Genomic DNA, 14,287 nt, shown 5'->3' on the forward strand with positions numbered 1-14,287 from the left:
AGGAGATCATCTATGTGTGATACTTTATTTGTTCCCTGGCATAAAACGGCTTCTTCTAGGAATATTCTTGCGAAGAACAGCGACCGGGATCCGAACGAGCCTCAATATCTCTTACATATTCCCGCTACGGATCATCCCGCAGAAAGCCGGGTTCACTGTACATATATCGATGTGAAGCAGGTTCCGCATACATATAGTGTCATTCTGAGCAAACCTTCCTGGATCTGGGGTGGAGAAATCGGAACCAACGAGTTTGGCGTAACCATCGGCAATGAGGCGGTCTGGACTCGCCTAGATTATGGTGAACCGGCCTTATTGGGTATGGATCTGCTCCGTCTGGGGCTGGAACGTGGTAAGACTGCGGCAGAGGCGATGGATCAGATCGTCAATCTTTTGGAAACCTATGGGCAAGGCGGAAATTGTGCTTTTACAGGAGAGATGTTCTATCATAACGTTTTTCTAATCGCTGATCAGATTGAGGGGTGGGTGTTGGAAACCGCCGGAAAATTCTGGGCAGCGGAAAAGATCTCCGATATCCGAACCATCTCTAACGTCATGAGTGTACATAAACCCACATGTCTACATCCCGGTGCCATGGAATATGCTATAGAACAGGGATGGTATTCCCGCGAGGATCCCTTCGATTTTGCCGATATCTTTATGGATCATAGGCATACAGCAAATATGGGGGGAACTCTCCGGGCGCGCTGTACAGAACGGATACTGCGTTCTGCGTCTGCCATCGGGTTGAATACCGTAAAACGCTCTTTGCGATCCCACAATGGCCATTCTCCGTTTACCAGCGCAAACTTCAGTTCTCCCTGTATGCATGCCTCTTTTATAGGGGATAGCCAGACAACGGCAAGTCTCATCGCCTTTCTTAATGGTTCTCACACCATGTATTGGGCTACAGGTATGTCTACCCCATGCATAGCGCCTTTTCAGCCTTTCTGGTTTGACGCTTATGCGGAAGAATTGGTGTTCGCATATGACCAACAGGAGACGGCTATGGATGCTTGGTTGCGCCGCGAAAGAATAAATCGGGCTGCGCTACAGGGAAAAATCGATCTTCTTTCCTATCGTGCAGAATTAGAAGTATTGGAGAAGCAGTTTGTCCAGCAGGCGTCTGAGGTGGAACAAGCAAGTCGCCACCAACGGCAGGCCGTGTGTGATGCCATCGCAAGGCAGACGTCAGCGTTTCTCGACCGGTGGCTTAAGAAGGCTGAAACCAGGCCTGAGAAACCTATGGGGGGCGAGTCTCTCCAAAAAGTATGGAATAGCCTTAATAATACATTAGGGGCTAACCGTACGATTGCCTACTAAAACCGGTAATGGAGCTTTATTAACTAGAAAACACCGTAGCCCATATAAAGGTTATGGTGTTTTTTCTTTCTAAATTACAGTACCATGTTTGATTTTTATGCATATAGATTTGATTATAAATCGCTTTTTTAACATTTCTTATATATGGATATGGCTATTATTGTATCCGAAAATGTAAGTCGTGTTCTTTCCTGCCATATCGGGATAATACGAATATACGCTAGTCTTTTCCCCAGTTCTGGCATGTAATTTTCACTGTCTGCCCAATCGCAGCGTCATCCTGGTTCCATAATGCCAATAATGGTACTACCCTACCTCCTATTCACCTAAAAGAATGAAGCTGACGTTCCTTGCCGGCATGTTGATCCCCGGCACGGTAGTTCTTTATACATCGGATGGCATAAGTCATACCGGATGATATCGGAGAATAACTACTCTGAAGACTGTAGGCTTCAAAAATAGGGGTATCGGCAGATATCGCCGAACAAAGCTGGTGGCTGAGTCTCATCGGTATCGCTATTGGGAGCCCTACTCGTCGGCATCATAAACGATCTATATGGTAGGAGTGACATGGGAGAGGAATCTACATTTCTCTGGTGTGATAAGGCCCCCGGTCTTGTCTCTCCCGGCGGCGCCGCATTTTTTACAAAAGCTTTACCTTGCCTCCGACCTTCGCAGTTGAATCCGCCGTCGTTCTCTGCTATACTGAAAAATAAGCGTAAGGAGGTTTTCCATGTCGATACTCATCGTCTTTGCAGGAAAAAATGGAACCACGAAAAAATGCGCCGCCCTGCTGCAGGAGCAGCTTCCCGGCAGCCGTGTTGTGGATCTCATAGAGGACGCCCCAGATCTGACGGATTCGGACACTATCATCATCGGGGGATGCATCCGCATGGGGCAGCTCCATAAAACCGTACGCAAATTCATGGAGGCCAACGCGGCCATCCTTTCGGAAAAGCGGCTGGCTTTTTTCCTTTGCAGCGGCTTTACGGACAACGCGGAAGAAATGTTCAAAAACAATATTCCCTCCTATCTTCTGAAATTCTCCATCGCCCATGAGGCCTTTGGCGGAGAGCTCCATATGGAGCAGCTCCGGGGCATGGATAAATGGATCGCCAAAATGGGCCGCCGCGCCATGGGCGACCGGCCTGCGCCCCATATTTTCGAGGAGAATATTGCCCGGCTGGCCCAGGCTGTTCTCCATGATCCCGATGCAGCAGAATCCTCCCCCGCCCATTGATTTCTCTATAAAACAATCCCCCGGCATTAACTTGCCGGGGGAGTTATTTTTCCGCTATTTCCTCTCTTCCGGGTCTTTTAAATCTGTCTTGATCTGGGTAGTGGAGATTCCTTCCGTGCGCGGGAGATAGACCACCTGGGCATATTCCCGCAGGTATTCAAACTTATCGCTGCCTTCCCAATCGCCGCCCATGACCACAATATCAATATGATATTCTTTGATGTCATCTATCTTTTGTTCCCAGGTCTCCTCAGGAATCACCAGATCCACATACCGGACGGCTTCCACGATTTTCTTTCGCGCTTCATAGGGGAAATATGCCTTTTTCGCTTTAATGGCGTTAAATTCATCCGTGGATACCGCAACGACTAAATAGTCGCCCAGCGCCTTCGCCCGCCGCAGAAGGTTAATATGCCCTTCATGCAGCATGTCAAACGTTCCGTAGGTCAAAACTCGAATCATTTTTTCTCCTTTGGTCTGTTTTCTTTTGTTCAGTGTAGCATGATCTCCCATAAAAAACAAGGGAATCCCTCTCCATAAAAAAACGCCCCGCAGGGCGTTTTTACAGGTCGTCTTTTCTTATAGTGTCGTCTGCTGCGTTCCATCGCTTCCCGTTTCGGTTGCATTCTGCACTTGGGCGGGAATCTCAAAATCTGCAATTCCATATTCGGGAATTGTGATTGTCATGGAAAATTCCTTCACCAATTCGGCGCTCTCCCCCGTGGCCTCCTGCGCCGTGGGATTGATGAGGCTGGCCAGATCGATGTAATATTGCAGGGGCAGGCCGTCCTTTTTACCGATCCAGATAGAGAGGGGAATTTCTCCCGAAAGAGGAATGTCCATGCCCTGAGAGACAGAAGACATCATATTCTTTATCTCCTCTGCCGAAATTTTTCCCGTAATCTTATAGGCGTCTTTGCCTTCGATCTGTTCTTCTCCTTCTATGACAAAATTCTTTAGACTATCCAGATATCCGTTGAGCATCTCTCCCATTTGGGAGGGATCCAACGCCTGGGCAGAAGATGCACCAGGATTTCCCACTGCTTTTGTCTTTTGCCAGTTGGTCCCATCCGCGGAAATGCCAACATACTGCGTTCCGTCCTGCGTCCAGGAATACATCTCAAGGACGGTGGCGTCCATGAAACTATTTATCTGCAGGCTGGCTTTGGTTTTTGCCTCAGGCTTTTGAATGATATCCGCATCCATGGTCATGCTGAGGCCCACGGCGCTCAGTTCCTCCGCCAGCTCCAGTTTGATATCCATGGACATCCGCATGCTGTTTACCTTTGCCATACGCTGCTGCGCGCCCGTAATGAGCTGCCCGGGCGACGGCTTGGCGCAGCCCGTCATCCCCACGAGCGCCAGCGCCGCCATAAGGGCCGCTGTCACTTTCTTCCAGCACTTCATGAAATTGTCCTCCTTTGGAAAAATACTTATACCCTATGTATCTCCATTGTACCGTATCCCCGGAGATTTTACTACTTTTTTCTACAAAAAAAGAGCCTTGCGCTCTTTTTGTTTATTTAAAGCAGTATTCCGCCACCCGTTCTCCGCAGTCCGGCCCATCCAGATAGTTGAATTTGTCGTGAAAAGCCTGATATTTTTCATTATAGCAGGAACCGGAAAGCGCCTCTCGGATGGCCCCCGCCAATCTTTTCTCCTCCGTGACGATTTCCCCGGGCAGTTCCTCCAGATTCAGATAGAAATCCCGGATCTCATGCTGGTATTCTGCCAGATCATACATATAGAAAACCATGGGGCGCTTCAGATTGGCATAGTCGAAAAATACGCTGGAATAATCCGTCATCAGAAGATCGCTCACCACATAGAGGTCGTTGATATTGTCATAGCCCGAAACATCGAAAACAAATCCTTCATACCGGGAAAAATCAAAGGAATTGGCCACCAGATAGTGTGCGCGGAACAGAATCACGCATTCTTCCCCCAGCTCCTCCCGCAGGCGGTCAAAATCCAGCCCCAGGTCATAGGTATATCCCAGCCCCGCCGTATGGCGGTTATCCCGGAAGGTGGGCGCATAGAGCACTACCTTTTTCCCCTCGGGCAGTCCCAGCTCCCGCCGGATCCGGGCAACATCCTCCGGCGTGAACCGGAACAGGAAGTCGTTGCGGGGATAGCCCTTCTCCACGATGCAGTTTTCCTTGCCGAATTTTTTCAGATGAAAGGCCGAAGTCAGCTTTTCTGAGCAGAACCGGGAGGGTGAAAGGAGATAGGTATAGCGCCAGGAATCCTGGTCATATTTTTTTCGGATCTCCGCAATGCTGTTCATGGCGTTGCCCCCCGCCGCCTCAATATCGTATCCCAGGCGCTTCAAGGGGGTTCCATGCCAGGTTTGCAGATAGACCTGGCTCTTTTTGGGAAAGATGTGTTCGGGCAGTCGGGAATTGGATACCCAGTAACCCGCCCGGGCATAGGCCCGGTAATAGCTAAGAGAGCCATAGCGCACCACCTGCGTCCGGGGCTCCCGGGCCAGCTCTGCATGCCTTTCCGGCTTATCAAAAGCCCAGATAAAGCGGTAATCCCGATATTGTTCGCCGTCCCGGAGCACCTCATAGATGCGCCGGGGGCTGCAGGCATAGCTGCGCCCCTGAAAGGAGGCAAAAACCACCAGCTTTTTATCCACGGGATGAAAAATCTTCAAAAAGAAATATCCTGCCGTACCCGCGATATGAACCGCTCCCCGGCAGAATTCCCGGAACCATGGATTCTTTTTTGCAACCGCAATTACTTTTGCTTTCAGGCTCATATTTACCGCCCGGCCTCCTTAATCCGCTGCAAGACACAGGCCGCAATGGCCTTGGTCGCCAGGCGCTTCTGCGCCGCCTGGGCCACATAGGTATCCCGAAACCGCCGGATACTGTCCCGGGGATATTCTCTTTCCATCCCCGCCGCCAGCGCCGCTGCATCCCGATAGACACAGCCCGGCATCTCGGCCTCGAGATCGATATTCAACCCGGTATCCCGGGCGTATTCCTCCAAATCATAGACATAAAAATACACGGGCTTCAAGAGCGCAGCCGCCTCGATGGAGATGGCGGAATAGTCGGTAATCACGATATCCGCCGCCGGAAGCAGCTCCATGGCGGAATAGGAATCGCAGGTTTCCGCCTGGCTGTCCGAAACTTCCAGCTCCTTTAGGGGATGCCCCTTCACAATCAAAACATACTTGTCCCAATCCATTGCCCGCAAAAGGTCATCTGTCTGATATTCCCGGTTGCGCCGGAAGGTGGGCGCATAGAGCACCACAGTTTTCCCCTTCCACTCGGGATGCTGGGAGCGCACCACATGGCGCAGCTTTTCCTCATTTTCCAAAAGATAGTCGATCCGCGGCATCCCCACGGGCAAAAACTTCTTGCGCGGAGCGCCGAATGCCTCGGCAAAGAAGGGCACCATGGCCTGCGACCCCGAAACGATGGCGTCATAGCCCTTGTGCATCTCCATGGCCCGGGCCAGCCGGGCATCCCGGCCTCCTTCCCGCCCCAGAGACTGATAGCCAAACTTTTTGATCGCCCCCATGGCGTGCCAGATCTGCAAAACAAATAATTCCTTTTTATGCTTCAATATGCTCACAGGAATGGAATAGGAATCCAAAATACACACCCGGGATTCGGCCAGATGCTTCATCTGTTTCACAATAACAAAAAAATCCCGCACCAGCGCCAGGGCTCCGTCTCCCATCCGCCGGCATAAAAATACGGTTTCACAGTCGGGGCACTGCCGCCGGATCTCCTCCTCCAGCAGAAGAAAATCCAGGGAGGGCTCATCCGATTGCCGGCTCAAAAACGTAACCTTGCCTGGATGCGTCGGAAAGAGCTTAAGAAAAAAATAAATGCCCCGCAATATTCCTTTGACAATTGCCGCACAAAATACCTTCAAATCCCGCTCCAAGGGCGCATAGCATTGGGAAATCCCGCACCTTTCTGCATCATACCATATTTCCTTAGATTATACAAGAATTTAACCTGAAAAAGCCCATATGTTATATGGGCTTTTTGATATATCGAGTTTTATGGAAATTTCTTCCCGTTTTAATGCCGGCCCGTACCTTTTGACGCCTATTTCTCGTATTTCACCCCATTGCCAAAGGCACCATGGGTAAAGCAGGTGGTGATGGCCACCAGATTGCCCGTGCTCATGGCGCAATTGATGAGATCGTGCATATATTCCTCCCGTCCGGTTCCGTCGGCAAATTTCGCCGGATCGGCGGCGGTCAGCGCGTCATAGTTCTTTTTGCCGTTGAAATAGGTGGTGATGAACCCGGTCATGAAGGAATCCCCGGCGCCCATCGTATCCAGAGCCTTCGTGTTGATCTGGAAGGGCTTTTTGGTATAAAAATTTTCTCCGTCATAGACGATGGCTCCCCGCATGCCGATGGTCGTAATGGCCAGCTCCAACCCATGGGAATAGGCATGGCGCAGAACCTCCCTGAGCTCCTCTTCGCTGCGGTCTCCGCCGGAGAGGAAGGCGACCGAGATATTCGGGCAGATCGCATCCAGCTGCTCGATAGTCCAGAAATCCGAAAAATCATATACCAGCGGCACGCCCAGGGCCTTGATCTTATAAAACTGGTCCTCCATAAACCCAAAGCAGCTGGAATGCGCCACATCAAAGGTCTTGATGTATTCCAGATGCTGCTCGGTCAACTGCAACGGCGTGGCCTTGACGGCGCCCAAGTCGTTGTCGTCAATGATGACCCGGTCGTTATCGATAAACTGGGTGCTGCAAATGCCGGTTTCCCCATCGGTATAGACGCACTGGCTGTAATCCACGCCGTATTTTTTCAGTCCCGCTTTGATGACGGCGGCCTGTTCATCCCGCCCCAACAGGCCGAGAAAGGCCGATTCATACCCCAGCTTGCGGGCAAATACCGAAAAATTGACCGAACAGCCTCCGGGATAGTAGGTGCTCTGGTGTACATATTTGTCCACAACGTTGTCGCCGATTCCAATGACTCTGATCATGATGCTAAACTCCTTTGCCCGCAGCCGCCTGCACGTCTGCGATTAAAATTCAAATCCCAATATGCGCAGCGTCGTGCTCTGCATAAAGGATACGTTTCTTGTGTGATGAATCTCCACGCCATGCTCCCGGAAAGTGATATCCATTGTGTTGATATAGGATGTTTCGTCAAAGCACAGCACCAGGCGATAGGTATCCTCCGCCACCCAGGCGCCCGCGCAGGATACGGATTCGTAGACGATGGTCACGTCCGTATCGGTGTCCTCGGTTTTCACACAGGTCTTTCCCTGCACCCATCCGTCATATCCAATGCCCAGGGTGAATTCCTCTCCCCCAAAGCCCAGCGTAACCCGGCTGTTTTCAAAATCCATCCGCAGGCTGGTGAAACCCGTATAATTGGGGGAAAGCTCATAGCGCCGGCCGGAAACCCTTGCCGCGACAGGCGAGCTTTCGGCCCCCGCCGGCGGCTGGATCCGCAGTCCCGCGATTTTCTTTTCCAGGGCGGCCTCTGCCTCCGGGTCCGCAGCGGCCTCCTCTCCCATAGCCGGAACAATCTCTTCCCAGATGGCGTCCATCACGGCGTCGGTATTCCGGCTTCCCGAGAAGAACACGACGACCGCATCCTTATCCGGGATCACCACATACTTCTGCCCAAAGGCGCCGTCGCCCCGATAAGCTCCCGGATGCTCACAAAGCCAGATTTGATAGCCAAACTCCTCGTTCCATGAGGCATCCGGATTGTTGATATGAATCTGGCAGGATGTCGCATCCTCGATCCAGGCCGCATCCAATAGCTGCTTTCCCTTCCATTTCCCCTTTTGCAGCAGGAACTGCGCAAACTTTGCCAAATCTTCCAGGCAGATATCCAGCCCCCATCCGGCGACGGTCACACCTTGCGGCCCGGTCTGCCAGGTGGCATTTTCTATGCCCAGGGGCTCAAACAGCCGGGGCTTCAGATAATCGAACACAGTCTGCCCTGTCACCTTCTGGACGATAGCCGCGAGAAGATAGGTTCCCTGGGTGCAGTAGATGAACTCGCTGCCCGGCTCATAGGGCACATAGGTATGCAGAAAGTTATCGATCCAGTCCAACCGCTCCTCCCGGTATGTAAATCCATGGTAGGAATAGGGGAAGTCGTTAATGACATCGTCCCTGCGCAGATAGGGGAAATTATGCGGATCCCCGGAAAATCCGGGCGTCATGGTGAGGCAGTGCTTCACGGTGATCTTCTGCATGTTTTCGCAGGGCAGCGCGACAAAGTGTTCCGGGAAAAAGGAAATCACCTTGTCATCCACGCTGAGCAGCCCCTCCTGCACCGCAAACCCCACGGCCATGCAGGTAAAGCTCTTGCTCACGGAAAACAGGCAGTGCTTTTTCTCCGCCGCATACGGCGCCCAATACGCCTCCGCCGCAACCTTTCCATGGCGCAGCACCATAAAAGCATGCGTCCCGTTTTCGGGAACATCGATTTTTTCCAGAGCGCGGCAAAGCGCCCCGGCGTCTATCCCCACCTCATACGGGCGGACTCTCGGAAACGAATCCTTCATTCTCTTTCCCCTCGCTTCTTCTTTTTTTCTATATCGATTTCAAATCAGGCCGATCTTGCATGGGCCCGCAAATCTCGCGGCCTTTGAAGGGCATTCCCTGAATATTTTCGCTATCCGGCCATCGGGATTTTCCAAGCCAGGTTCATCAAATTCCATCCAGACCCGGCAAAGGCGCCGCATGTCTGTCTGCTTCGTCCGCAATCCTGCTCGCCAAAGCTCGTTTTCCTGAAAAAATGTTTTCAAGAAAGGCGCTGGGAATTCACATTTCTTCCGCGGCATATTGACTTTCCTTTTCTTCGTCGTCCGGCGGGTCGCCCCTATCCGGCGTTCCTTTCTCCGGATCCCGCGCTTTTTCCCTCTTCGAGCGCCGTATGGGATAACCCCGCCGCCTGGCGGGGAGCAAAATTTCTTTTGTTCTGTATTAATATTTATTATATCACGCCCGCCCTTTCCTGCCTAGCCGCTCTCTAAAATTTTGCCAAGGCTGCATGTACTTTTTGTTTCGGGTCATTTATAATAAAAGAAAAAGAATCAAAGAAAGCTGTGAGGATCAAATTATGGAAGTTCAAAAAGTAAATCTGCAAAAGCTCATGGATTTTTTAAACGAACATGACGAGTTTTCCAAAAATAACGGGATGCAGCTGACGCATCTGGAAGCCGGCCATGCCGTGGTGGAAATGGAGGTCAGGAATAAACACACGAATTTTATGGGGTCGGCCCATGGCGGCGCTCTGTTTACTCTGGCGGACGTGGCAGCCGGAACGGCCATGATCGCCCATGGCCACACCTGCGTGACGCTGAATTCGACGCTGAGCTTTATTAAACCCGCCCTTTCCGGCAGGGTTCGCGCCGTTGCCCGGGAGCTGCACAGCGGCAGCCGCATCGGCGTTATGGAAGTCAGCGTGGAAGACGAGAGCGGTTCCCTTCTCTGCACTGGTACGTTTACCATGTATATCACGGGCTCCCTGGAGGGATATCTGAAAAGCACGACATAAAGCGGACTTTTTTGGTTTTTTTTGCTTTCCTTTTGGGAATCTGCGCCCTCTTTTGCGCCCTTATGCCCGTGCCGCCGGCTGGCAGCTGGGGAATAGAATCAGCAGTAATGTCAATAAATATCCTCCGGTTTGGCCGGGGGATATTTATTCTTCATCAACGGCGTGACGCGGCAAAAGCTGCCGGAATGGATATATGTGATTGTTTATCTTGTAATCTATAATGTAGAACCAAATGCCAATCCAATATTCATTACTTGCAAAGGTTATATACTAGTAGTAATATTCTTCTCGCGTCATGCCCATTATCTCAAAAAAAGACTCATGTCCGATTTTATTTAACGTTTCACTGGAAATATCAATGGAATGAATTGAATCATCCTGTATATAAAACAGCTTTTGTTCAGTAATAATATAGACAATGTCATTGCATAATAATCCTGTATACTGATATGGATTACTCAAAATATATTCGATTCCTCCTTCCAATTCATCTTGATCAATTAACCAAGCACAAATAAATAAATTGTTTGTATCAAACTTTTGAAAGTGTGGGGCGTTTAGTTTTTCAGTTTTTCTACTATAAATATTTTCTATGGAGTGAGTAGCCCCCCATTCTGTAAAAGATGCCAGATATCTTCCGTCTTGAATTTCGCGTGCCTGTACTAAACCTTTTTGAATATTCTTCTTATTGACTTCTGATAAATCTTCCTTACGCTTTCCTGTTATAGAACTTGCCCTTTCTAAATTTTGCATAACATGTGGTAACATACTTTTTGTTACTTCGACTCCTATGGAGAGCTTCGGTACGATAATATCCGGAGATTCAGACAGTTCTGCTTCCCTATATTTTGAAGGAAAGCAATAAGCTAAGATTCTTCTGGCACGTTCTTCTTCAAATTTATGAATTTCCAATGATGTTGGTTTTTTATTATTCATGACTATCCCTCATCTTCACTTATTATAAATTTTTCGCTTTCTATAGAGCATCCGTTTGATACCATATTTTTGAACTGCTTTTTATACGCATTATACAATAAATATCGACATTCCCCAATCAGGTCTGTCAGTAATTTATGGCAGAGATAAAAATACAAAATTCGAACTCAACCTAAATGTTTGCCTAACATTGACCTTTTAGATACAAATCTTGAGGCTTGGAAAATAGGGCTCCGCAAAGGCGTTAGTGACCGAAGGGAACGTGCCTTTGTGGGGAAAAGAAGCGATGACTGCCGCGAAGTCCGTTGCGATGTTGACAGAGTCATGCGATATGGGTATTTACTGGCGGGTACAAATATACTGCAGCCCACCAAAGTGAATTGCGATATCGGATGCGACAACTTGCCGCTGGCGAAGGCTTCCGAAATGGATATACCCTTTCGATCGGCAAGCCAAGGCAGCGCAGGCACAGCATGACTTTTTTCAGGAAAGGAGGCGCAGTGGCATGAGTGCGCCAGCGATTTTTTAATAAAAAAACGCCGCAAGCTGTATATCGCTTGCGGCGACGTGGCAGATGTTACCGGAATGGATATTTCCCTTCAGGCAAAAAATCGCAGCCCACCGAAGTGAATTGCAATATAAGGATATTGACACTGTCTGCTAGGAAGCGTTGACAAAAATGATGCTACCATCACTTAAAAGCAAGAATTGCTCTTTACTCGTTTTTTAACAATTCGCTATCTTGTGATTGTACCATTCTTTATATGGTAACTAATTCCATGCGTTTCACAGTATTTTATCACTTGTCCAGCGCATTCATTAAAAAAACTTTTATTGTTAGGATAGGTAGTGACATCCTTGCTATAATTCATCCGCCCAAATATAATCCGATCTGTAAAGCAGACTTCCTCAAGCAATTGCGTCAAGTCCTGTTTCACTATATTGGGAGTTGGATAAGGCTCAATACTGACCCATGTTTTACACCCTGCATCATGGAGCGCTTTTAATGCAGCCAGTCGTTTTTTCCACGGCGCGGAACCTGGCTCCATTCGTTTTCTAAATGCTTCGTTTAGAGATATCAAAGTGATGCCGTACTCATTGTCCTTTGGCATCTGCGCTAATTCAATAGGGAGCACCCCTTTCGTTAACACAGAGCATTTAACTCCAGCAGCGTTTATCTTCTTGATGGCTGCGAGACTCATATCGTGTATTTCGCCATATTGGTACATAAATGGATCGGTCGTGAAACAGAGATGTAGCATTTGTATCTTGTCTTTATATCTTGGAAGTTCTGCGTCCAACAGATCCAGGGTGTTTTCTACAAGCGCCGGTTCACACCAGTCTTCATACGATTTTATGTCCCCAAAGCGTTTCTTTTGTAAATATGCATAGCAGGGATATAAACATCCGTGGGAACAGCCAAGAACATGGTTCATCGTATAGTCACCGTATTCAACCTCGGTTTTATAAATTAAAGTCTTCCGTCGAATAAATTTCTTAATCTTCCTCATTTTAACCACCGCACAGAAACCATTTTCCCTTTTCCTTCTATCATGAAGGTGGCCTTTTTACCGCGCCCTGTCAGTGTCGGTTTCCGCTCTACTGACAACCGGCCATTTTCCTCTAGTTTCTTGAGAATTTTCCTAACGGTTCCAGTAGAGCAGATTGGCCCATACTCCATAAAGAACATGGCTAAGGCATCATGCAGCGATGTTAATTTGTTGTACTGAGAAAAATGTTTAATTGTTTTTTCTTCAATGGCATCCTCAGCCACAGCCTGATTGTCGACATTTTCTTCCCACAGAAGCATTTGCCCACCTGACTGGATTTCTTGTAGTGCCTCCCATCTGTTGCAGATATTGTCTACCATGAGCAGGCAACCATCGCGATGGTTTGTCGCATGAATCAGTCTATATTTAGGCCGTTGGCCTCTTTTGATCCGTAAAGGCATATTTAAGACATAAGTGTAACTCCTTCTAAGCCGTGCGCAATATTTTTCAGCAAACAAAGCCTCAGCGTCATAGCCATTGATCTCATTCTTTTTATATGCCTCTATAATCGGTTTCCAATAGTCTCCGCCAGCGATCTCGTTAAGCTCATTCATAGATTTTTTCGAGGCATCCATCTTAGTAGGATCATACTCCACTAGATCAGCAAATAGAGCTTTATCATCGAAGACTGCTCCCAGAGCATGACAAGCTTCTCGAATAAAACCAAATGAGTTCATGTTGATAAGCAATTCAATAGAATTGAATTTGCCTTTAGCAAAATCATCAAAAAGAGAACACTGTAGAGCTTTAATCCCGTAAGGGTCTATGTAGAGGAATACATTGCAATTCCCTTTATCCTGTAAAATAGATTTTATATTATCTTCGTATTTTCCAGATACAATCTTGACCCACGGATATGCCGCAAGATTCTTCTGAAGATCGTCTGCATAATTAAGGTCAATAAAAGTAGCTTCAACCTGAGTCCGTTGCATGGTTGTGCTAGAACAACACCGGTCAATAATCTCCAATGCAATCAGTGGGGAACCATTGTTGCCATCCTCAAACTTGCCTTTTCCCGCAAAACAGTCAACATAAACCAAAGGCCTGTTTGTATGAAGAATCTTAGAGACATAAGGTTTGAAATAGCAACCAAGAAGTTCATCCTTTACAACTGACCAAGCTTTTTTCTCTAAAAAGAAATCATCGTTTTTCTTTGCCACCCCTATCACCTCTTCCTATATCAAAGAGTGTTTACTATATTTTATCACTACCGTCTTCCTTCCGCAACGCTTTGTCTTTCCCTCTATACTGACCTTTTCATTTTCCTTGTTTCTGTCCGATTGTTTGATTTCATGCCTTTTTGCTGTAAAATAAAACCCATATATTTGCCATTGTATAAAATCTATATCCACCCAGTAGTTTCCCGATTCCATTGGGTTTTCTCCTTGCAGGAGATATGAGGACTTCTTTTGCTTCTCACCGAATTATGATATCTTTAAGGCTATTTTCATACAGATACAAGTCATATGTTATCCTTATTGCCAAAGGAGTTGATAGCATGAATTATAAATATAGCATCGAAGAAAGACAAAAGATTATCGAGCGGTACATATCAGATGGCGATACAGCGGCCAGTATCATTGCTAGTACCGGCGTCCCGAAAAGTACTTTTTATAGTTGGCTAAAAACATATCGAGAAGAGCAAGAAAACAACAAACGAAAACCTGTTAACATTCGCAACTTTCATCTGCTTGAAAATAAGGTTGCTCGTTTAGAAGG

At 48.1% G+C, this 14,287-nt stretch carries 13 protein-coding genes; 4 read left to right on the plus strand and 9 right to left on the minus strand.

The annotated features are described in order from the left end of the window. Window positions 1–12: 12 nt before the first annotated feature. The gene (locus H8693_RS05150; protein ID WP_249280072.1) at window positions 13–1,323 is read left to right on the plus strand and encodes a peptidase C69 family protein; all 1,311 of its coding nucleotides are present in this window, start codon (window positions 13–15) and stop codon (window positions 1,321–1,323) included. Between the two features lie 733 nt (window positions 1,324–2,056). Further along, the gene (locus tag H8693_RS05155; RefSeq protein ID WP_178619145.1) at window positions 2,057–2,563 is read left to right on the plus strand and encodes a flavodoxin domain-containing protein; all 507 of its coding nucleotides are present in this window, start codon (window positions 2,057–2,059) and stop codon (window positions 2,561–2,563) included. Between the two features lie 54 nt (window positions 2,564–2,617). Here the strand turns inward: H8693_RS05155 and tagD are convergent, their stop codons facing one another. The 6 genes from tagD to H8693_RS05185 all read right to left on the minus strand — a co-directional run bounded on the left by tagD (window position 2,618) and on the right by H8693_RS05185 (window position 9,087). After that, complete coding sequence (gene tagD, locus H8693_RS05160; RefSeq protein ID WP_178619148.1) at window positions 2,618–3,025, minus strand: glycerol-3-phosphate cytidylyltransferase; 408 nt, start codon at window positions 3,023–3,025, stop codon at window positions 2,618–2,620. 117 nt (window positions 3,026–3,142) lie between these two features. Beyond that, window positions 3,143–3,970, minus strand: coding sequence for a DUF6612 family protein (locus H8693_RS05165; protein ID WP_249280073.1), 828 nt, complete (start codon window positions 3,968–3,970; stop codon window positions 3,143–3,145). A gap of 112 nt (window positions 3,971–4,082) precedes the next feature. After that, complete coding sequence (locus tag H8693_RS05170; RefSeq protein WP_249280074.1) at window positions 4,083–5,327, minus strand: CDP-glycerol glycerophosphotransferase family protein; 1,245 nt, start codon at window positions 5,325–5,327, stop codon at window positions 4,083–4,085. 2 nt (window positions 5,328–5,329) lie between these two features. After that, window positions 5,330–6,469, minus strand: a complete 1,140-nt coding sequence (locus H8693_RS05175) for a CDP-glycerol glycerophosphotransferase family protein (RefSeq protein ID WP_330605704.1) — start codon at window positions 6,467–6,469, stop codon at window positions 5,330–5,332. Between the two features lie 167 nt (window positions 6,470–6,636). Beyond that, window positions 6,637–7,542 (minus strand): PfkB family carbohydrate kinase, encoded by a 906-nt coding sequence (locus H8693_RS05180; RefSeq protein ID WP_178619160.1) that lies wholly within the window; start codon window positions 7,540–7,542, stop codon window positions 6,637–6,639. 42 nt (window positions 7,543–7,584) lie between these two features. Beyond that, window positions 7,585–9,087 carry a serine hydrolase domain-containing protein gene (locus H8693_RS05185; protein WP_249280076.1) on the minus strand — a complete coding sequence of 501 codons (1,503 nt, stop codon included), beginning with the start codon at window positions 9,085–9,087 and terminating at the stop codon, window positions 7,585–7,587. A gap of 557 nt (window positions 9,088–9,644) precedes the next feature. On the opposite strand from H8693_RS05185, the gene H8693_RS05190 reads away from it, so the two are divergent. Further along, window positions 9,645–10,082 carry a PaaI family thioesterase gene (locus H8693_RS05190; RefSeq protein WP_249280077.1) on the plus strand — a complete coding sequence of 146 codons (438 nt, stop codon included), beginning with the start codon at window positions 9,645–9,647 and terminating at the stop codon, window positions 10,080–10,082. Between the two features lie 270 nt (window positions 10,083–10,352). Here H8693_RS05190 and H8693_RS05195 read toward each other — a convergent pair whose 3' ends face one another. The 3 genes from H8693_RS05195 to tcmP form a co-directional block, all read right to left on the minus strand. Beyond that, window positions 10,353–11,018 (minus strand): hypothetical protein, encoded by a 666-nt coding sequence (locus tag H8693_RS05195; protein ID WP_249280078.1) that lies wholly within the window; start codon window positions 11,016–11,018, stop codon window positions 10,353–10,355. A 737-nt stretch (window positions 11,019–11,755) separates the two neighbouring features. Continuing rightward, entirely contained in the window at window positions 11,756–12,529 is a 774-nt protein-coding gene (locus H8693_RS05200) for a radical SAM protein (RefSeq protein WP_249280079.1), read from the minus strand. Then, a complete protein-coding gene (gene tcmP, locus H8693_RS05205; protein WP_249280080.1) occupies window positions 12,526–13,728 on the minus strand; it encodes a three-Cys-motif partner protein TcmP in 1,203 nt (400 codons plus the stop codon). Before tcmP ends, H8693_RS05200 begins: the two co-directional genes overlap by 4 nt. Window positions 13,729–14,066: 338 nt before the next feature. Here tcmP and H8693_RS05210 point away from each other — a divergent pair. Further along, the coding region (locus H8693_RS05210) for a helix-turn-helix domain-containing protein (protein WP_249280081.1) at window positions 14,067–14,287 on the plus strand (221 nt) is incomplete at its 3' end.

Origin of the sequence: Guopingia tenuis (genome assembly GCF_014384805.1) — a bacterium.
Lineage (GTDB): Bacteria > Bacillota > Clostridia > Christensenellales > Christensenellaceae > Guopingia > Guopingia tenuis.